16 protein-coding genes and 1 tRNA gene are annotated in these 19,775 nt (G+C 57.5%); 3 read left to right on the top strand and 14 right to left on the bottom strand.

Features of this window, described 5'->3' with window-relative positions:
- Window positions 1-67 precede the first annotated feature (67 nt).
- Window positions 68-1,609 (bottom strand): helicase HerA-like domain-containing protein, encoded by a 1,542-nt coding sequence (locus L0664_RS05735; protein ID WP_235224659.1) that lies wholly within the window; start codon window positions 1,607-1,609, stop codon window positions 68-70.
- Between the two features lie 502 nt (window positions 1,610-2,111).
- Between L0664_RS05735 and L0664_RS05730 the strand changes: the two genes are divergently transcribed.
- Window positions 2,112-2,768: an invasion associated locus B family protein gene (locus L0664_RS05730; protein ID WP_235224658.1), complete on the top strand. Its 657-nt coding sequence runs from the start codon at window positions 2,112-2,114 to the stop codon at window positions 2,766-2,768.
- 55 nt (window positions 2,769-2,823) lie between these two features.
- On the opposite strand, the gene L0664_RS05725 is transcribed toward L0664_RS05730, so the two are convergent.
- From L0664_RS05725 to L0664_RS05710, 4 genes are all read right to left on the bottom strand, one after another.
- Complete coding sequence (locus tag L0664_RS05725) at window positions 2,824-4,032, bottom strand: beta-ketoacyl-[acyl-carrier-protein] synthase family protein (RefSeq protein WP_235224657.1); 1,209 nt, start codon at window positions 4,030-4,032, stop codon at window positions 2,824-2,826.
- The gene (locus tag L0664_RS05720; protein ID WP_235224656.1) at window positions 4,029-4,286 is read right to left on the bottom strand and encodes an acyl carrier protein; all 258 of its coding nucleotides are present in this window, start codon (window positions 4,284-4,286) and stop codon (window positions 4,029-4,031) included. Before L0664_RS05720 ends, L0664_RS05725 begins: the two co-directional genes overlap by 4 nt.
- 67 nt (window positions 4,287-4,353) lie before the next feature.
- Window positions 4,354-5,346 (bottom strand): UDP-3-O-(3-hydroxymyristoyl)glucosamine N-acyltransferase, encoded by a 993-nt coding sequence (locus L0664_RS05715; RefSeq protein WP_235224655.1) that lies wholly within the window; start codon window positions 5,344-5,346, stop codon window positions 4,354-4,356.
- 24 nt (window positions 5,347-5,370) lie between these two features.
- Window positions 5,371-6,978 carry a L,D-transpeptidase family protein gene (locus L0664_RS05710; RefSeq protein WP_235224654.1) on the bottom strand — a complete coding sequence of 536 codons (1,608 nt, stop codon included), beginning with the start codon at window positions 6,976-6,978 and terminating at the stop codon, window positions 5,371-5,373.
- A gap of 357 nt (window positions 6,979-7,335) precedes the next feature.
- Between L0664_RS05710 and L0664_RS05705 the strand changes: the two genes are divergently transcribed.
- Window positions 7,336-7,899, top strand: a complete 564-nt coding sequence (locus L0664_RS05705) for a peptidoglycan L,D-endopeptidase MepK (protein WP_235224653.1) — start codon at window positions 7,336-7,338, stop codon at window positions 7,897-7,899.
- A 149-nt stretch (window positions 7,900-8,048) separates the two neighbouring features.
- Window positions 8,049-10,736, top strand: coding sequence for a peroxidase family protein (locus L0664_RS18625; RefSeq protein ID WP_336247093.1), 2,688 nt, complete (start codon window positions 8,049-8,051; stop codon window positions 10,734-10,736).
- A gap of 14 nt (window positions 10,737-10,750) precedes the next feature.
- On the opposite strand, the gene L0664_RS05690 is transcribed toward L0664_RS18625, so the two are convergent.
- The 9 genes from L0664_RS05690 to sufD form a co-directional block, all read right to left on the bottom strand.
- A complete protein-coding gene (locus L0664_RS05690) occupies window positions 10,751-12,442 on the bottom strand; it encodes a dipeptide ABC transporter ATP-binding protein (RefSeq protein ID WP_235224652.1) in 1,692 nt (563 codons plus the stop codon).
- Window positions 12,442-13,347, bottom strand: a complete 906-nt coding sequence (locus tag L0664_RS05685) for an ABC transporter permease (protein WP_235224651.1) — start codon at window positions 13,345-13,347, stop codon at window positions 12,442-12,444. The genes L0664_RS05690 and L0664_RS05685 overlap by 1 nt, the downstream gene beginning before the upstream one ends.
- Window positions 13,347-14,321 (bottom strand): ABC transporter permease, encoded by a 975-nt coding sequence (locus L0664_RS05680; RefSeq protein ID WP_235224650.1) that lies wholly within the window; start codon window positions 14,319-14,321, stop codon window positions 13,347-13,349. The genes L0664_RS05685 and L0664_RS05680 overlap by 1 nt, the downstream gene beginning before the upstream one ends.
- A gap of 25 nt (window positions 14,322-14,346) precedes the next feature.
- Entirely contained in the window at window positions 14,347-15,924 is a 1,578-nt protein-coding gene (locus tag L0664_RS05675) for an ABC transporter substrate-binding protein (RefSeq protein WP_235224649.1), read from the bottom strand.
- Window positions 15,925-16,033: 109 nt separating this feature from the next.
- A tRNA-Arg gene (locus L0664_RS05670) sits at window positions 16,034-16,110 on the bottom strand.
- Window positions 16,111-16,139: 29 nt separating this feature from the next.
- On the bottom strand, window positions 16,140-17,363 hold the full coding sequence (locus tag L0664_RS05665; RefSeq protein WP_235224648.1) for a cysteine desulfurase: 1,224 nt from the start codon (window positions 17,361-17,363) through the stop codon (window positions 16,140-16,142).
- On the bottom strand, window positions 17,360-18,001 hold the full coding sequence (locus L0664_RS05660) for a YIP1 family protein (protein WP_235224647.1): 642 nt from the start codon (window positions 17,999-18,001) through the stop codon (window positions 17,360-17,362). Before L0664_RS05660 ends, L0664_RS05665 begins: the two co-directional genes overlap by 4 nt.
- Window positions 18,001-18,459, bottom strand: a complete 459-nt coding sequence (locus tag L0664_RS05655) for a hypothetical protein (RefSeq protein ID WP_235224646.1) — start codon at window positions 18,457-18,459, stop codon at window positions 18,001-18,003. The genes L0664_RS05660 and L0664_RS05655 overlap by 1 nt, the downstream gene beginning before the upstream one ends.
- 26 nt (window positions 18,460-18,485) lie before the next feature.
- Window positions 18,486-19,775: a Fe-S cluster assembly protein SufD gene (gene sufD / locus L0664_RS05650; RefSeq protein ID WP_235224645.1), complete on the bottom strand. Its 1,290-nt coding sequence runs from the start codon at window positions 19,773-19,775 to the stop codon at window positions 18,486-18,488.

The raw sequence follows: 19,775 nt of genomic DNA, 5'->3' as shown, positions 1-19,775 counted from the left end.
GGCGCGGCGGGGTCGTTCCAAACCGGACCCACCCCCACCGCGCATTCGTTTGAGGTATCGACAGCCTTTAGCGCCCCTTGAACAGACCACCCAAAATGCCGCGCACAATGCGCCGTCCTGTCGTGCCCTTCAGTTCTTTGGCGACAACCGAAGCAATGGCACCGCCCCAAGACGTATCAGACGTCGACGATCGGCGGCTGCTTGATCTTTCCACATCTTTTCCGGTGTAGCGGCGCCCTTTGCGATGCTCGCGCGCTTCTTCTTCCAGCTTTTCTTCTTCGTCTTCAGCGGCCTCGGCCTCTTTGGCGGCATCCGTGGCCCGCTTGGCCAACATTTCCGCCGCGGAATCCCGATCCAGCCGTTCGTCATATTTGCCCGCCATCGGCGATGCCGCCATGATCGCCGCACGCTCTGCCTTTGTGATCGGGCCCAATTGGGACGACGGCGGGCGGATCAATGTGCGTTCCACAATTCCGGGCACGCCCTTGTCCATCAACATGGATGTCACGGCCTCTCCGGTGCCGACTTCGCGTATGGCGTCAGCGGTATCAAACGCAGGATTGGGGCGGTATGTCTCTGCTGCCTGCTTCAGTTCTTTTTGGTCTTTCGCCGTAAACGCGCGCAATGCGTGCTGCACGCGGTTGCCCAGCTGGCCCAATATGTCCTCTGGCACGTCCGCCGGGTTCTGCGTGATGAAATACACACCCACACCTTTTGATCGGATCAATCGCGCCACCTGTTCGACCTTGTCGACCAAGGCTTTGGGGGCGTCATCAAACAACAGGTGCGCTTCGTCAAAAAAGAACACCAGCTTGGGTTTGTCGGGGTTTCCGACCTCTGGCAATTCTTCGAATAGTTCCGACAACAGCCACAACAGGAACGTGGCATAAAGGGCGGGTGTTTCCATCAATTTGTCAGACGCGAGGATGTTGATCCGCCCGCGCCCGTCGGCCTCTGTCGCCATCATGTCGTTCAAATCAAGCGCCGGTTCACCGAAAATTCCGGCACCGCCCTGATTTTCCAGCACCAGCAATTCCCGCTGGATCGCGCCCACGGACGACGATGCGACATTGCCGTATCGCAGCGACAATTCTTTCGCGTTTTGGCCGACCCAAACAAGAAGCGCCTGCAAATCCTCAAGATCAAGCAGCGGCAAACCTTCTTCGTCAGACACGCGGAACGCCACGTTCAGCACGCCTTCTTGTGCTTCGCTTAGCCCCAACAAGGATGACAGCAACAAAGGCCCCATTTCCGCAACCGTCGTGCGGATCGGGTGGCCTTGTTGGCCCAACAAATCCCAGAACGTCACCGGGAAATCGCTGTATTGCAGATCAAGCCCGATGGTGTCCGCGCGTTTCATAAAGGGTTCGTGCAATTTGAAATCCGCCGAACCGGATTTGGCCAACCCCGAAAGATCACCTTTCACATCCGACAAAAACACAGGAACGCCGACCGCTGAAAACCCTTCTGCAAGGATCTGTAACGTCACCGTTTTACCCGTGCCCGTGGCCCCCGCGATCAATCCGTGGCGGTTGGCGTATTCCAACACTAAATCTTGCGCATCACCGTAATCCGGCCCGCCACCGCCTAGAAAAATCCCATCACTCATCGTGCGTTCCTTATTATGTTCGCGCAAATATCTGGGCCAAAATACATCCTTAACCTTTATGGGCCAGTATATTCGTATCAAGCCCGAGAGAAGTCCTCCCGCGGGTTTGTAACTTCCTCCCTGTCAGACTTGCCGCGCCCCGGTTTCCTTCGGTGGCGCGGTCTTTTTATGGATAAATTCCATCTAATTGGGCCAAAGCGATGGCATAAACCAATTATCAAACAAAAACTTACTCAGCTATTCGAAAACGTGAACAAAACCCAGTTGACCCCCGTCGCAGGCTTTCGTAGCTTCGCCTCAATAAGTCGGCCAAGTCCGACAGGGAGAAGACGAAAAAGGGCCTTAACTCAGGGCCCTTTTTCTTTTGGCATCACGAAACGTGTCTGCCCCCGAAATCAGCCCGTTTCGGCAAGCCCTTGCCGAACACAGCTTTTGCCCTGACACTGTTTGCGACCCATGTTAAGCCACGCAAAACACCAAAACCGACAGAACGGACTCCTTCATGACACTACACGCAAAATTCATCCCCACGACCTTGTCCGCATTCGCGCTTTTGGGCGTGCTGGCATTGCCACTGGCCGCTCAGGAAACCACCACAGACGAAGACGCGCCCGCGGCTGAAACAACCCAAGAACAACCCGACAGCGTGTTCAACATGGGTGAACCTGTCGACGAAAACGGCGATCCCGTCGCGCCTGAACCCCAAGAACCACAGCCCGGCCAGCAATACCTCAAAGAGGTGTTCAACGATTGGGCGCTGCGCTGCCTGAAGGTGGAAGACGGCGAAGACCCCTGCCAGATGTACCAACTGCTCACCGATGAAGATGGCAATGAGGTTGCTGAAATCGCAATCGTCGCCCTGCCCGCAAATGGCAATGCAGTTGCAGGTGCGACAATCGTTGTGCCACTGGAAACGCTTTTGACAGAACAGATCACCCTGCGCGTTGATGGTGGCCAAGCGCGCCGTTTCCCGTTCAATTTCTGTAATGTCGGCGGATGCGTCACGCGGCTTGGTCTGACCGATCAAGACCTAGGCCTGTTCCGTCGCGGTGCTGCGGCCACGTTGACAATGGTGCCCGCTGCCGCACCGGATCAGATCGTGACTGTCACAATGTCGCTGTCAGGCTTTACCGCCGCGTTCAACGCCGCCGCCGAGTAAACGCACCACTATCAAACAAACAACGCCGCCCTGTTTTCGGGGCGGCGTTTTGCGTTTAGGCAGCCCTAAGCGCGATCACAGCGTTCAGCCCGCCAAACGCAAAGGCATTTGACAACACGGCCGTCACCTTTGCCTCGCGCGCGATGTTGGGCACCACATCCAGCGCACATTCCGGGTCCGCTTCTTCGTAGCCGATTGTGGGCGCAATGATCCCGTCGCGCAACGCCATAACGCAGGCCAACAGCTCAACCGCGCCCGTGCCACCAATCAGATGCCCGTGCATGGATTTGGTGGACGACATCATCAGATCATCCGCGCAGCGCCCGAACACATCCGCAACGGCTGCACATTCTGTCTTGTCGTTTGCCGCGGTTCCTGTGCCGTGGGCGTTAATATATCCCACATCTTCACGGTTCAGCTTTGCGTCTTTCAAAGCCCCCGCAATCGCGCGCGCGGCACCCTGTTTGGACGGTGTCACGATGTCGGACGCATCCGATGACATCGCAAATCCCGCCACTTCCGCCAAGATCACAGCCCCGCGTTTCATCGCATGGTCACGCTCTTCAAACACGAACACGCCCGCACCCTCGCCCTGGACCATGCCGTTGCGGGTGGCAGAAAACGGACGACACGCATCTTTGGACATCACGCGCAGGCCCTCCCAGGCCTTCACGCCGCCAAAACACAGCATCGATTCGGATCCACCCGTCACCATGACATCCGCCATGCCACTACGGATCATCGAAAAAGCCTGCCCCATTGCGTGATTGGATGACGCACAGGCGGTGGCCACGGTAAAAGACGGACCACGCAAATTGTATTGCATCGACACGTGCGACGCGGCGGCGTTGTTCATCAGCTTGGGCACGATGAACGGGTGCACACGGTTTTTGCCTTCTTCGTACACCGCGCGGTAATTTTCATCCTGCGTGTTCAGCCCACCACCAGATGTGCCAAGAACAACACCTGACCGGTCCGCCAAGTCACCCGAAAACGTCAACCCTGCCTCACCGATCGCCTGAGCGGCGGCCAGCAACGTAAATTGTGTGAACCTGTCATACAGGCTGATCTGTTGGCGGTTGAAATGTTCGTGTTCGTCATAGCCCGTGACTTGCCCGCCGATCTTGACGGCCAAACGATCCACATCGCGAATATCCAGCGGGCCGATCCCGCAAACACCATTCGCCATGGCGTCCAGTGTTGTGGCCACGTCATGGCCAAGCGCGTTGATTGTCCCCGCACCGGTGATCACGACACGCTTCACGATTGCCCCTTCACCAGACCATCCACCGCTTTGATGATCGCCCCAACCGAACTGATATCAAATTCGCTTTCGGTGGGAGCATTGGCGTTAAATGGCACGGTGATATCGAATGCCTCTTCGATGGCAAAAATACTCTCGACCAAGCCAAGGCTGTCGATGCCAAGGTCTTCCAATGTGCTGTCTGTGGTCACATCAGAGGGTTCCAGCAAGGCTTGCTGTGCAATAATATCAATGACTTGTGATGCAATGCTCATGTTCACGGCCCCGTCGCGTCTTTGGTGTTAGTCGTGATGTAATGCGCGGCAGACCGTTTTGGAACCATTATCGTTTGATAAGACGTCGCAGGGCCTTAAGACCCGCGCGGTATTCATGGGTCGGTTGCGCCGGATGACCCGATACAAAGACGCCGTCAGCCACATCCGCAAGAACAATCGCGCCGCCGCCCACGACGACATCCCGCCCCAGTGTCAGATTGTCTGCAACGCCGGATTTCCCCCCAAGGATCACCCGCGCCCCAAGAACGGATGACCCCGCCACGGCCGCATGTGCACACAACAGACAATCGATGCCCAAGATCACGTTGTGACCGACCTGAACAAGATTATCGATCTTGCATCCACCCCCAATCCGCGTCGCGCGAATGGTGCCTGCGTCGACGGTAGAATTCGCACCTATTTCTACATTATTGCCGATCTCGACACCGCCCAGCGAATGGATGCGGTGCCACGTGCCATCGGTTGGCTCCAGCGGCACGCCGGGGCGGCTGCGCACGGCGCGTTCCACGTTGCTCGGCCCGCTGGTGGTGAATGAAAACCCATCCCCGCCTATGGCCGCCCCCGCCTGCGCGATGAAATTGTCCCCGATGCGCACCCGCGCCCCGATCTTCACACCGGCATGAAGGGTGGCATTATCACCAATCACAGTTTGCGGCCCAACGGTCACGAACGGACCAATCCGCGCGCCCGCCCCGATCACTGCGGTCGCATCAATGACAGACATCGGATGGATGCCCGCGCCGTCAGGAAAGGATGGATCATCATCCATCAACTGCGTTAACCCCGCCATCGCCAACCTGCCACGAGGTGCCACAATGGCGCCGTCCAGACCAAGCTCGGTTAGATCCGCCCCCGGCCAAACCACGGCGGCGCGGGCAGCTGACGCTTGCAAGTTTGCTGCAAATTTCGGGGCCACCGCCAGCGCGAGGTCACCGACCCGCGCCTCGAGAGGTTCGGCCAAACGGTCCACCAAAAGCGATGCGTCGCCAAGGGTTTCAGCCCCAAGCGACGCAGCAATGTCTTTCAAAGTTTGTGGCATACTGGTCCCTCTTCGGGATCAGATTTACCCGCCAATTGCGCGGACAGCCACCCCTTCGTTCGCGAGCGCCGCCCAAATCCGACTATCGCGGTTGTAGATGTCACGGCGAAAGTTCAACTGGCCCGTCGTGTGCGTGAACGCCGTGCGGTACACAATATGCACCGGCACAGGATTATTCAGGTTCACACGGCTTTCAGACCCGGACCGCAGACGCTGCTGAAAAAACGCCTCCGGGTCGGTTTCCTGCACGGCCAACAGCGCATAGGCGAAATCAAACGGGTCATTCAGGCGGATACAGCCATGGCTGAACGCACGCACTTCGCGGCCAAACAGCGATTTCGCGGGCGTGTCATGCAGGTAGATATTGTACTGGTTCGGGAACATGAACTTCACAAGACCCAGCGCATTGCCGCGGCTTGGCGGCTGACGCATGGAAAACGGGAACGTGCGTGCATTGTATTGGCTGAAATTCACAGCGCCGCGATTGATGGCGCGACCATTGCGGTCCGTAATCTCGATATGGCTGACAGCGTTGCGGTTGCGTTGAAGCGCTGGCAAATATTCGTTCACGATGATGGAACGGGGCACGTACCAGCTCGGGTTGATGACCATAAATTCCATGACGTCCGAAAATTCGGGGCTTTGGCGATCACTGTCCAACGCGCCAATCACTGAACGGGTGCTGAATGTCACACGATCATTGTCCATGATTGCAGCCGTGAAATCCGTCAGGTTCACCCAAACGTGGCGTTCGCCGCGGGGGCGGTTTGTCCAGCGTTCGCGCTCCATCGCGACGATGATCTGTTGCAGACGGGCCGCCGCAGATATGTTCATCTCGCGCAGTGTCCCTGCCCCGGCAACACCGTCCGGCGTCAAACCATGGGCCTGCTGGAACTGCTGAACAGCCGCTTGAAGTGTCGCATCATAGGTCTGAGTGGCAGACCGCTCCATAAAGCCCATCGCCACCAAACGATCGCGCAGGGCCACAACACGTGTACCGGATGCACCAGGTTCCATCGCGCCGCCGGGCACAGTCGGACCCCAGCCGCCATTGGCCAACAACCGCTCAAGCGTCAGCTTTTCGCGCAGCAAGCGGGCATATTCCGGTGAACTTGGGGGCAATGCGGCAAGAAACGCCGCAGGGCTAGAGGCCTCAAGGCTTTGCAAATACCCCAGTCGGGACCGCAGCGGAATTTCACGTTTGATTTCGGCCACAACACGGCTCGGCGTGAGGATACCCGTCTGGATAGATCGTGCATAACTCAGGAACAGGCGCGACATCTCGACGTCCATCGCGCCTTTTTCTGCGGGTGTGTTGGCGGCCTGAAGGCGCGACATCAACGCATCGGGGTCATACATCGCGGCGGGCAATCCGTGATCACCAGCGCTGGCGAATGCCGCCAACAATGCATTGCGGCGTGCACGGTCTGCGCGGGTCGTCCCTGTCCAGATGCCGTTAAAATCGCGGCCCCGATAAAACTCCGCCATGGCCTCATCGCGCGCAGCGCCTTCGGCAACGGCCTGTCGAAATGCGGTTGTCTGCGCCTGTGCGGTGCTGGCAGGCACCCAAAGCGCGGCCAAAAAGGCCACACACGCAAATGCGCGGAAAAATGGTGTAAAAAACGTAGTCATCAGGTCCCCCGGGAACGAACCCGCACGAAACACATGCGCGGGCTTTGGTTTTCTTGTTTATTGATCCGTGAATCAGGCAGCGAGCGCCCTTAGTCTATTCACAAATCCGACAACTGGCGAATGGGTTTCAACCTGTCACATGCCCGCCGCGGTCGGGCTGGCACAAATGCCACAAATTGTACTTTGCACACAATCTGCGCAAAATTTCGCCTATTTCCCCCTTTATCCGTAGCGAATTCCCGACAGGGCTTGGTCCGCGATTCGTTTTGTGGCATAGGGAACAGGCATCTGGGGATGAGATGGCAGAAACGCCTGTGATAACACGGGCATACAGGTAGACGACGGGACAGCGTTGATATGACGACAGCTTCGAGCATTTCTCGGCGTGGCTTGCTGGGCGCCTTTGCGGCGACCGCACTCACAGCCGCCCCAACCTATTCAAATGCCGCAGGTTTTCTGCGTGGTGGCGGTGATATCCGCCGCCTGAAAATGTATTCCGGCCGCACCGGCGAAAGCATCGAAACCGTCTATTGGATCGAAGGCCAGTACATCGGCGAAGCCATGACCGAAGTGAATCGCTTTTTCCGTGATTGGCGCAATGGCCAGTCCATGCAGATCGACACCCGCACAATTGATATCATCGCCGCGACCCAGAACCTGCTGGACAGCGACCAGCCCTACACCCTGATTTCCGGCTACCGTTCCCCACAAACCAACGCGATGTTGCGCGCGAACTCCTCTGGGGTTGCACGCAATTCACTGCACTTGCAGGGCAAAGCGTCTGACCTTCGCATGCAGGGCCGTTCCGTTGGTCAGATGGCACGCGCTGCTGCCGCATGTCGTGCAGGCGGCGTTGGACGCTACTCCGGTTCGAACTTTATCCACGTGGATTGCGGCGCAGTGCGCAGCTGGGGCAGCTAAGCCCAACCATCACAAACCCGTGAACAATACCAAGGCCCGGACATCACTGTTCGGGCTTTGTGCATAATAACCCCCTGTTTTCACGAATTATTTGCCAAATGATTGCCAATTCCCTAACTCCTATCGCGGGGGCAAGGTGAAGGTGCGTGATGACAAGTAGTTGTCCTTTTCTTGCGAAGATCGAAGCTCAGGAACGTCTCGTTGAGGCCCGTTACGAAGACGGGATCTCCGAGACATTTAGCGGCGGTGCCGATCCGGTCACCGTGTCGATGGTCGTGTTCGATCAAGACGGCGACAATCCGAACGCCGCAGGCCTGAGCACGTTGTTCACCACCTTCGGGCAGTTTCTAGACCACGACATGGTGCTGTCCCCCGAAGATCACGACGCGGGTACGCTCGATCTGGTCGGGATGCCCCATGACATCGCGCGATCCCAGGTGGCCGAAGAAATCGAAGACGGCGAAACGATTGCACCCACAAACGTCGTCACATGGCAGATCGACGGATCGCAGGTCTACGGATCAACCGACGCCCGCATGGATGATTTGCGCAGCTTTGAAGGCGGCAAACTGCGCATGCAAGACGATACAACATCGGCCGCAGACATGCTGCCGGATGCCGACGCCGACAGTTTCATGGCCGGCGATATCGAAGGCGACGATCCCGTTTATTTGGCTGGCGACGTGCGCGCGAACGAAAACCCGAACCTTCTGTCGCTGCACACAACCTTTGTGCGCGAACACAATCACTGGGCCGAAAAGCTGGCCGAAGACCACCCCGATTGGGACGACGAACAGCTGTATGATGCCGCGCGTTCTATCGTTGAATATGAACTGCAATCGATCACCTACAACGAATGGCTGCCCCATTTGGTCGGCGGCGCCGTGGATGACACGGACGTCGAACCGGACGCATCCGGCGAAGTATCGGTGGAATTTTCCACCGCCGCCTTCCGGTTCGGCCACACGCTGGTGTCGTCAAACATCGATATGATGAACGACGACGGCACCGATGCGGGTTCCATGGATTTGATGGATGCCTTCTTCAACCACTCCCCTGTTGAGGAGTCGGGGATCGAGGCAATCCTGCGCGGCCAACTCAGCGCAACAGCGCAAGAACTCGACACCGAAATCGTGGATGATCTGAACTTCTTTCTAGAAACACCCGATGGTGTGTCCGGCTTCTCCCTCGCGGCGCTGAACCTCGCGCGCGGCCTTGATCATGGTCTGGAAAGTTACATTGAAACCCGTGCACAGCTGATCGGTGATATCGATCCTGCCACGCTCGCCCCCCTTGATTTTTCCATTATCACCAGTGATTTGGATGTTCAGGCGCGACTGGCTGCGGCCTACACGGACGTCTTTCAGGTTGATCTTTGGGTTGGCGGCCTCGCCGAAGATTCAATCGACGACACCAAGCTCGGCCCCCTTTTCACCTATATCGTTGCGGATCAATTCGCCCGCACTCGCGCCGCTGATGATACCTTTGGTGATCTAGACCCGGCCCTTGGCGCAGACATCATCGCGCAAGTGCAGGCCAGCACCCTTGCTGACATTATCGAACGCAATTCTGACGTCGACATGGTGCAAGACGATGTTTTCCTCGCCGCGGACCGCAGTCAAAGCGACATCGATGATGTTGAAACCACTTGGTTTGACGACACCATCGACCTTGCCGCAAAAACACTGAACAGCCCTATTAATACAGGCGGCGGCAACGACACGATCACACTGTCAGGCGGATCAACCATCAACGGCGACGTTGATATGTCCAAAGGCGATGACACCCTGATCGCCACAAGCGGAACCATCAACGGCGATGTTCGCATGGCCAGCGGCAACGACACCGTGCACCTTAGCGGCACCGCCGATCTGAACGGCGACCTGCGCGCCAGCCTGGGCGACGATACCCTTGTCGTCACAGACATGGCCGCAGTGGGCGGCAACATCATGATGGGCGACGGAAACGACAGCGTCACGCTGGATGGCCGCGCCACGGTAAGCGGTGAACTCTGCACTGGTGACGGCGAAGACGAAATCACGCTTGCCGGGCGCACCTCCGTGTTCGGTTCCGTCAATGCAGGCAAAGGCGACGACAAGATCATCGTTGAAAACGGCGCGGAACTGGATGATCTATTCGGCGGCAAAGGCTTTGACACCTTGCAACTGGATGCCAACGCCCGAGTCGAACTGGAGGCGAACGGCGTCGACGGCCAAGTGTTCTACCTCGACGATAACGGCAATGACACCGACGATGGCTTTGCGTTCAAATCCATCGAACGCATCACCTGTTTCACGCTGGGCACCCTGATCATCACCGAACGCGGCAAAATCCCGATTGAGGATCTGGCCATCGGGGATCGTGTCTGGACAATGGACGCGGGCCTGCAACCCATCGCATGGATTGGCCGCGCGACCGTTCCCGCGCAGGGCGATCTCGCGCCGATCCTGATCCGCAAAGGGGCCATGGACAACACCCGCGATCTGCTCGTTTCTCCGCAGCACCGTATGATGCTGGACGGCTGGCGCGTTGAAATGCACTGCGGCACGGACGAGGTTCTGGCCCCCGCCAAAGCGCTCACCAATGATGCCAGTATCCGCCGCATCGAGGGCGGCGACGTGACCTATATCCACATCGCGTTTGACACCCACCAGATCGTCATCGCCGAAGGCATCCCATCCGAAAGCTTCTTTCCAGGCGCCGAAGCCCTAAGCGCGCTTGATCAAGCGGCACGTGATGAAATTCTGGCGTTGTTCCCGCAATGGCGCTGCCCTCATCTGCGCCCGCAGGCCGCCCGCCACATCGTCACCGCCCGCGAGGCAAAGGCGCTCACGTAGACGCGCCAATCCGATCAGGCGCGCCACGCGGCAGGCATCACGGGCGTCAGCGCCAACAGGCGTTTGGTGTAATCGGCAGTCGGCGTTGTATAAACGGTCTCGGACGCACCGACCTCTCGGATTTTGCCGTTTCGCAACACAACCACGTCATCCGCCATCTGCCGCACAACCGACAGGTTATGGCTGATAAACACGACCGTCAGGCCAAACGCGGCTTGCAAGCCTTTCAAAAGGTTCAGCAATTGCGCCTGTATCGACACATCCAGCGCGCTGGTCGGTTCATCACAAATCAACACCTTCGGGCGGGCCAGCAACGCGCGCGCCACGGCGATACGTTGACGTTGGCCGCCTGAAAACTGGTGCGGATATTTGTCGATGGCCTCGGGTGGCATCCCCACAAGGGACAGCATGTCGATGCACAATTTGCGCCGCGCGTCCTTGTCGGTTTCCAACCCGTATAGCCACAGCGGTTCGGCCAGAATGGCCCCAATGCGGTGGCGCGAATTCAGCGAAGAAAACGGGTCCTGAAACACCATCTGGATCAATTGGCGCGACGGATGATTGCGCGCGCGTTCTCGCCCGCCCGGCAATGGTGCGCCCCCCATCGTCATGGTCCCGCTCACAGGTTTGATCAATCCGGTCAGCGTTTTGGCCAGTGTCGATTTACCCGACCCGCTTTCGCCCACAATCCCGACAACCGTGCCCGGTTTCACATCAAACGAAATATCGCGCAGCGCGACATAAGGATCGGGCTTTTTCCACAGGGACGTGCGCACACCGGGGAATGCAACGTTGACCTGATCCAGCGTCAGCCCGATCGGATCTTCTTTGATCCCGCGCATCAACCACGCCTCTGCCGCGTTTCCGCGGGCTTCGGACGGCGTGATAATGCCGTCTTCATCCGGAACTTTGAACCGCGCAATCTTTCGATCCAGCGGCGGCACGGCCGCCATCAGCTGCTTGGTGTAATCCTCTTTGGGTTGGCCCAAAACCTGCGCGGTCGGGCCATTTTCAATCATCTTGCCGTGGCGCATCACCGTGACCGTATCGGCAATCTGGGCGATGACGCCGATGTCATGGGTGATCAGCATGAACCCGACCTTTCGCACATCCGCAAGACGCCGGATCAAATCCAGCACTTGGGATTGCACGGCCACATCCAGCGCCGTCGTCGGTTCATCCGCAATAATCAATTCGGGGTTGGTACACAGCGCCAATGCAATAACGACCCGCTGGCGCATCCCCCCGGAAAACTGGTGCGGGTAGGACTGCATGCGGGCGGCTGCGTTTTCGATCCCCATTTCATCCAGCAGATCAACGGCGCGGGTTCTGGCATCTGCGACCGAAATATCCTCATGCGCAAGGATCGTTTCAATCAACTGATCCTCGATCCGCATTAACGGGTTCAGGCTGGTTTGCGGGTCTTGGAAAATCATCGAAATACGTTTGCCGCGCAGGGCGTGTGCCTCAAACCGGTCCAGCCTGCGCAGGTCTGTATCGCCCAGCATCATGTCCCCGTCCGCAACATATCCCGGCTTTTGCAACAGCCCGATGATGGCGGCCCCCACGGTCGACTTCCCTGCCCCGCTTTCGCCGACCAGCCCGTGGATTTCTCCGACATCAATGGACATCACCATGTCTTCAACAGCCGTCACATCGCCAAACCGCGACGGGAATTTCACGGTGAGGTTTTCAACCCGCAACATCAGCGCAACCTCGGATTAAAGACATCACGCAGGAAATCCCCGACGACGTTGATGGACACCACAAGCGCCACCAGAAACAGGGTCGGTATCCACAAAATCCACCACTCGCCCGACAGCAGGAATTGCATTCCGATGCGGATCAACGTGCCAAGGCTGGGGCTGTCCGCCGGAAGGCCGATGCCAAGGAAAGACAACGTCGCCTCAAGCAAAATCGCGCTCGCCAGATCGACGGTCATAATCACCAACAGCGGCCCAAGGATATTGGGCAAGATATGCACAAACATCACGCGGATCGGATGCTGGCCCTGCATCACCGCCGCCTGCACGTATTCCTTGTTCATCTGCACAAACGTCGATGCCCGCGCGGTGCGTGCAAAATTCACCCATAAAGACAGCGCAATCGCGATGGTCAGCACCGCCACGCGCACATCTTCTTGCACCTCGGGCGGTAAAATCCCCCGCGCGATGCCGTCAATCAAAAGCGCTGTAAGGATCGCAGGCAATGCCAGTTGAATGTCCGCTATCCGCATCACAACAGCGTCAAACCGCCCACCGAAATACCCGGCCGCCAGCCCAAGCCCGACGCCCAGAACCGTCGCGATGATCATCGCCGACACACCAATAATCAGCGACAATCGCGCCCCATACAGGATCGACGAAATCATATCGCGGCCCTGATCGTCCGTGCCCAGCAGGAACCGTTCGGTGCCAAATTCCTCCCACACGGGGGGCAACAATCCGTCCATCAGCGAAAACGACGACAGATCATAGGGGTTCACAGGCGCAATCCACGGCGCGAACACCGCCCCAATAATAATGGCCAGCCCGACGATTGCCGCGATGATCACGGCGGGGGACCGGCTGAACAGGTACAACCCTTCGTATCGTTTGATGAAGTCCCGCATCACGACACATCCCTGATACGCAAACGCGGGTCGATCACGACGTAAAGCAGATCAACAATCAGGTTCACCAGCACGAAGAAAAACGCGATCACCACAAGGTAAACGCCCATCACCGGGATATCGACAAAGCGGATCGATTCAAGAAACAACAACCCCATCCCCGGCCACTGGAACACGGACTCAGTCACGATTGAAAATGCGATAACACCGCCAAATTGCAAACCGATGATGGTGATCACAGGCACCATCGTATTGGCCAGCGCGTGTTTGAAATAGAGCCGCCCCATAGGAACACCGCGCGCGGTGGCAAAGCGGATGTAATCGGATTGCATAACCTCCATCATTTCAGCGCGCACCAGCCGCATGGTCAGCGTCAATTGATACACCCCCAGCGTGATCGCTGGCAGGATCAGCGCGCGCCAACCATCCACCGTCAGAAACGATGTTTCCCATCCGCCAAGGTGCACGGTGCCGCCCCGCCCAAAGGTCGGCAGCCAGCCAAGCTGCACCCCGAAAAAGAAAATCAACATGATTCCGATGACAAACGTGGGGATCGACACCCCCACCAGCGTCAGCATCAGGATCGCTTGCGTCGCAACACCCCTTGGCCGCAGCGCGGTGTAGACCCCTGCAGGAATCCCGACAAACAAAGATATCAAAAGCGCCACAATCCCAAGCTCAAGCGTGGCGGGTATCCGCGTCGCAATCATCTCGGCAACAGGTTGGCGTGTGCGATACGAAAACCCGAAATCGCCCTGCAACATGTCGCCCGTAAACCGCGCGAATTGATACACAAACGGGTCGTTCAACCCAAGGTCTTCGCGCAGACGTTCTTGGTCTGCGACAGACGTTTCAACCCCCGTCATTTGGGTGATCGGATCGCCCACAAACCGGAACAGGGAAAACGCCAGAAAGGCAACGGCCAGCATGACAAAGACTGATTGGATCAGCCGTTTTGCGATGAAATACACCATTGCCTTTCTGCTTATCTAATCGTGCTTAATTCACCGTGACCCAGCGCAGCATAAAGAAGTTATCGGCCCGCTGTGTCAGGTCGATGTTGTCCTTGCTCGCCCAGATCAGCGGCTGGGTGTAAAGAGGGATATAAGCGACTTCATCCTGCGTGATTTGCACAACCTCATCGATCATGGCCTGACGCGCATCCGCATCGATTTCCTGCTGGATCAGCGGCAGCAATTCATCAACGCGGGCGTTGGAATAGTTGCCAAAGTTCCATGACCCAAGCTTGGCTTCGTCGTCCTGGGAATGCAGCAAGAACCGGATCGGGTGTTCCATATCGAACGTGCCGGGCGACCAGCCCAGCAGGTACATATCGAAATCATCCTCGCGCAGCTGTGGCCAGTAATCACGTACCGGACCCGTGCTGAGTTCCGCGTTCAGACCAACGGCAGCAAACATGGATGCCGCAGCACGACACAACGCTTCGTCGTTGATGTAGCGGTCATTCGTGCACTTCAGACCAAAGGTGAACCCATCGGGATACCCCGCCTCTGCCAGCAGTTCTTTGGCGCGCTCCGGGTCATAGTCGGGGCGGTTTTCATTGGCATCGGAATAGCCGGAAATGCCCGCAGGGACCAACTGGTTCGCGGTCTCAATCTTGCCGCGGAACAACACGCGGTCAATGCTCGCCATGTCCAAGGCGTGACCGGCAGCCATGCGCACGCGCGGGTCCTGAAACGGGTTCACGTCTGTAACGTCCGTGGAATACAGCAGCGTGTCGTGTTCATGGCCAAAGCCGAACATGATGACGCGGGTTTCTTCGCCTTCAAGCACGCTGAACCCGTCGCGGGATTCAACCTGTGCCACGTCCTGCAACGGGATCGGCTGGATGAAATCAATGTCACCAGACAACAGCGCCGCAAGGCCCGTCGCCGAATTGCCGATGGGTGTAAACGTCGCCTCGGTTACGTTGTGCTCTGCGGTGTCCCACCAGCTCGCGTTGGGCGTCAGCACCGTTTTCACACCGGGATCACGGGACGCCACGGTAAACGGGCCTGTGCCGTTCACGTTCAGGGTGGCAAAATTCTCAGCGTCGCGCGCCGGAAGGGCTGCATCATTCGCCGTGGCCCAATCGCTGTCCAAAATCATGAAGTTCGCGATGGAGGATGGGAACAAAGGGTTCGGCGCGGACGTCACAAAATCGATGGTGAAATCGTCAACCACACGCACATCCGTCACCGGCGCAAACCAGCTGCGCACATCGGCGGCCTCGTTTGACGCACGTTCATACGAAAACATCACGTCAGCGGCCGTAAACGCGGATCCGTCCGCGAATGTCACGCCTTCACGAAGGTTGAAACGCCAGCCGTTTTCACCCTCCAAAGGCTCCCATGATGTCGCCAGCGATGGTTCAATCGACATATCCTTGCCGCGCCGCACCAAACCTTCGTAAATATTGTTCAGAAACGACAGCACCGGCGCAGAGTTCACAGCATGCGGGTCCATCGTTTGCGGGTCCGTCGTGGACGCCCAATTGAATGTTTCCGCCTGCACGCTGATCGCCGCCAGCGACAACGCCCCGCCCAGCACAAAAGATTTGCCAAATGTCCGGCCCATGTCTGTCTCCTTGAATGTTAATTACATTCAAACCTGCGCTTAATCACAGCGACGTCAAGGCCGATACGACGCTGATCACATTCACGGCACCGGTTTAGAGAAGGGCAAATGGCGGACCATAGAGGATTCGAACCTCTGGCCTCTGCCTTCGGAGGGCAGCGCTCTATCCAGCTGAGCTAATGGTCCACGGTGTCGCTATATCGCCGCGCCGTGCCTTAGGCAAACAACTTGTGGCACAATTCAAGCGCATCGACCAAAGCATCCACCTCGGCCTCCGTATTGTACATCGCAAAAGACGCACGGCACGTCGCACTCAGCCCAAGGTGATCCATCAACGGCCCCGTGCAGTGCTGCCCTGCCCGCACCGCGACGCCCTTTTTATCAAGCACTGTGGAAATGTCGTGGGCATGGGCCGCACCGTCCAACGTAAAGCTGAAAATCGCCGCTTTATCAGCGCTCGTGCCCTGCACGTTCAGCCAGTTCAAACCGTCCAACCGCGCACGGGCATAATCACGCAACGTGCGTTCGTGGGCCGCGATGTTGTCCATCCCCAGCCCCATCATATATTCCAACGCGACGCCAAGGCCGATGGTCTGCACGATGCCCGGTGTGCCGGCCTCAAATTTCATCGGCGCGTCGTTGTAGATCACGTGATCTTTGTGAACTTCGCGGATCATATCACCGCCCCCAAGAAACGGGCGCATCTCTGCCATCCTCTCAGCGCGGATGTAAATCGCACCGGACCCGGACGGGCCGTAGAGTTTGTGCCCCGTAATCGGATAGAAATCACACCCGAGGTCTTCGACATTCACGGGCATGTGCACAGCGGCCTGCGATCCATCAATCATCGTCGCGATACCGCGTTCGCGGGCGGCATGACAGATGGTTTTCACATCAACAACAGTGCCCAACACATTGGAAAGATGTGTAATTGCAATCAATTTGGTGCGTGGCGTCATGGCATCCAGCACCTTTTGCGGGTCCAGATCACCATTGCTGTCCACGTCGACCCAGACCAGCTTCACGCCCATGCGTTCGCGCAGAAAATGCCAGGGCACGATATTGGCGTGGTGTTCCATCACGCTCAGGATAATCTCATCCCCCGCGGTCATGTTTTCCATAGCCCAACCATAGGCGACCGTGTTGATGCCTTCGGTCGTGCCAGAATTCAGAACAATCGTGTTTTCATCAGACGCCCCAAGAAAGCGCGCAATGATCCCTCGCACGCCTTCGTATTTTTCCGTCGCTACATTAGACAGGTAATGTAACCCACGGTGAACATTGGCATATTCATGGGCGTAGGCGGTATTGATCGCATCAATAACCACATTCGGCTTTTGCGCAGAGGCCCCATTGTCGAGGTACACCAGCGGCTTGCCGTTCACTTCACGTGCCAAAATCGGGAAATCTGCGCGAACCGCAGCTACATCAAACGTCATAGTGTTTCCCCCAAAGGCATCGGCACAATCTGGCCATTCGGGCCGACCCCGAACACGGCAGAGGCCGCGAACACGACCGCCACAAGCGCCATGAACGACACAAATGTCACCCACGCCGATTTACCCATGTTATCAAAGTCATGGCCGACATTCACCGCATGGCCCAGCCCACGGATAAACACATAAACACCCAGCATCATCAGAACGAACCCGACCAACGGCAGCGTCAGCCCGAACAAGAACTGCCCCACAACGATGACCGTCAGCACCAGTTGCAAAACCGCCGTGATCGACATGATTTCAGCCACACTGCCCGTGCCGCCCATGCGACGCCCCACCTGCGAAATGGAATACCCCAGCCCCACGCCAGTGATGACCGCAAATATTCCTTGGGTGATCGGGCCTGTGCGTTCAAACACGATGACCTCTGTTTCAGACAGCGGGAAAATGATGTCCGGCGACCCGATCAAGATGTCATAAATCCCCGACACGACCGTTGAAACAACGCCCGCCACAACGATCATCAGGATCGACACCTCAAGCGGCAATTTCGCCGCCTTCACCATCTGCGCTGCTGTGCGCGGATCACGCACGAACAACTTGGTCCATTCCCACAAAGATCCTACCGTCAGGTCCATCATTCCACCTTAGATGTTTCAGCCAAGCCGCTGATCCAAAACCACAAAAGCACAGCCAACCACAGCGCACCAATCAAAATGGTGCCCGGATGATCCAGCCCGTTAAACCCAACCAAAAGCCCGTAAAACAATGCAACCGGCGTCGCCGAAAGCCAGCCCCAGAACACCGCCAAACGCGCCCCATAAGATGTCGCCGCAGGGCGCAAAACCTTGGTCACACCGAACAGCACAAATGCCAGCAGATAAAACAGCAAAGGCGCGATCATCAGCAACGCAAAGAACGCATATATCGTGTCTTGCTGAAAATTCGACCCGCCGTTAACCGCCCCGCGCTGAAGCGCTGGAAGCCGCGATATGAACACCAAAAAGCAGCCGATCATCAGCCAGGCAATCGCACGGTCTTCGCGTGCGCCCATGGCATACAGGCTGCGCACCACCGCGCGCGGACGGCGGTACATTTGGGCAATATCACGGCTGACAGGCATCAGCTGGCGCGACGCGCAAGCCAACCTTCAAGACGCTCGTACATCCCTTCAGCCAGCGTTTCGTTGTCGATCTCTTCCAAGGCTTCGGCCAGAAACGCCAAGACCAGCAAATCTGTCGCCTCTGCCTTTGGAACACCGCGCGATTGTAAGTAAAACAAGGCCGTTTCATCAATCGCACCGGTCGTTGATCCGTGCGAACAGGCGACGTCATCGGCGTAAATCTCAAGCTCGGGCTTGGCGAGGAACTGGCTGTCGTCATCCAACAAAAGCGCCTGACTGATCTGGTAACCATCAGTCTTTTGCGCGTCTTTCTTGACCAAAATTTTGCCCTGAAACACGCCCGTCGCACCGTTGCGCAGCACCTTCTTGAACACCTGACGGCTTTCGCAATTCACGGCATCATGGGTGATGAACACCGTATCATCATGATGGAAATCATCGCCGTCCCCGACGCAAGCACCCGCAACGGTCGCGTTGGCATCATCGCCCGTCAGCTCAATCACGCATTCGTTGCGTGTCAGCACACCATTCATCGTCAGCGTAAAGGATTTGAACGTGGATTCAGTCCCCAACCGCGTGAAAATGCCGGTCACAGCGCGGCGTTCGTGATCACGCCCCTGCACCCGCACATGGTGAAACGCCGCCTTGTCCGCGATTTCAACTTCCAAGACTTTATTGAACCGCGCCGCCGCCGGACCGGTCTCCAAAAGGGTCATTTCAGCCCCTTCTTCAATCTTGATGCAGTGATGCAGGATCACATCGGAAGTCTCTGATTTATGAAGGTAAATCAGATTCACAGGTTTGCTGACCTTCCCCGTCACACGGATCACGATACCATCGGTCGCAAACGCAGTGTTCAGGGCCGCCAAGGGGCGATCAACCGCCGTCTGTCCACGGGTTTCCAGAACCCCGTAGATGTCTTTGGCCCAGTGAATGTCCTTGGACGTCGCATCGCCCAACCGCTCAATCTCAAGCCCCTCTTGGGACAGATCATCAGACGCATCGGCATCAAAGACACCGTCGACAAACACGACCTTCAGACGATCCATGTCGTCCCAAAGCGGGCCTTCGTCATTGTGAAACAGCGCGGCCGTCGGCGCATCGGCCTGCACCAGCGTGTCGGGACGTGTGAATTTCCAGTATTCATCACGACGTTCAGGCAGGCCCATCTGTTCCAGTCGCGCACGGGCGGACTGGCGCGCGCCAAGCGCCCAAGCGGACCCTTCAGGCATCGTCAAATCAGCCAGCCGCGCGGCCACGACATCCGGGTTAGGTTTGCGTTTCGCCAT

Origin of the sequence: Octadecabacter dasysiphoniae, assembly GCF_021532615.1 — a bacterium.
In the GTDB taxonomy this organism is placed as follows: domain Bacteria; phylum Pseudomonadota; class Alphaproteobacteria; order Rhodobacterales; family Rhodobacteraceae; genus Octadecabacter; species Octadecabacter dasysiphoniae.
The sequence above is the reverse complement of the archived record's forward strand: the minus strand, read 5'-3'. Positions and strand labels throughout refer to the sequence as shown.

Excerpts from the sequence above, each read along its gene's own strand:
- L0664_RS05735 (WP_235224659.1), bottom strand. The coding sequence starts at position 1,609 with ATGAGTGATGGGATTTTTCTAGGCGGTGGCGGGCCGGATTACGGTGAT.
- L0664_RS05730 (WP_235224658.1), top strand. The coding sequence starts at position 2,112 with ATGACACTACACGCAAAATTCATCCCCACGACCTTGTCCGCATTCGCG.
- L0664_RS05720 (WP_235224656.1), bottom strand. The coding sequence starts at position 4,286 with ATGAGCATTGCATCACAAGTCATTGATATTATTGCACAGCAAGCCTTG.
- L0664_RS05715 (WP_235224655.1), bottom strand. The coding sequence starts at position 5,346 with ATGCCACAAACTTTGAAAGACATTGCTGCGTCGCTTGGGGCTGAAACC.
- L0664_RS05710 (WP_235224654.1), bottom strand. The coding sequence starts at position 6,978 with ATGACTACGTTTTTTACACCATTTTTCCGCGCATTTGCGTGTGTGGCC.
- L0664_RS05705 (WP_235224653.1), top strand. The coding sequence starts at position 7,336 with ATGACGACAGCTTCGAGCATTTCTCGGCGTGGCTTGCTGGGCGCCTTT.
- L0664_RS18625 (WP_336247093.1), top strand. The coding sequence starts at position 8,049 with ATGACAAGTAGTTGTCCTTTTCTTGCGAAGATCGAAGCTCAGGAACGT.
- L0664_RS05690 (WP_235224652.1), bottom strand. The coding sequence starts at position 12,442 with ATGTTGCGGGTTGAAAACCTCACCGTGAAATTCCCGTCGCGGTTTGGC.
- L0664_RS05685 (WP_235224651.1), bottom strand. The coding sequence starts at position 13,347 with ATGCGGGACTTCATCAAACGATACGAAGGGTTGTACCTGTTCAGCCGG.
- L0664_RS05680 (WP_235224650.1), bottom strand. The coding sequence starts at position 14,321 with ATGGTGTATTTCATCGCAAAACGGCTGATCCAATCAGTCTTTGTCATG.
- L0664_RS05675 (WP_235224649.1), bottom strand. The coding sequence starts at position 15,924 with ATGGGCCGGACATTTGGCAAATCTTTTGTGCTGGGCGGGGCGTTGTCG.
- L0664_RS05665 (WP_235224648.1), bottom strand. The coding sequence starts at position 17,363 with ATGACGTTTGATGTAGCTGCGGTTCGCGCAGATTTCCCGATTTTGGCA.
- L0664_RS05660 (WP_235224647.1), bottom strand. The coding sequence starts at position 18,001 with ATGGACCTGACGGTAGGATCTTTGTGGGAATGGACCAAGTTGTTCGTG.
- L0664_RS05655 (WP_235224646.1), bottom strand. The coding sequence starts at position 18,459 with ATGTACCGCCGTCCGCGCGCGGTGGTGCGCAGCCTGTATGCCATGGGC.
- sufD (WP_235224645.1), bottom strand. The coding sequence starts at position 19,775 with ATGGCGAAACGCAAACCTAACCCGGATGTCGTGGCCGCGCGGCTGGCT.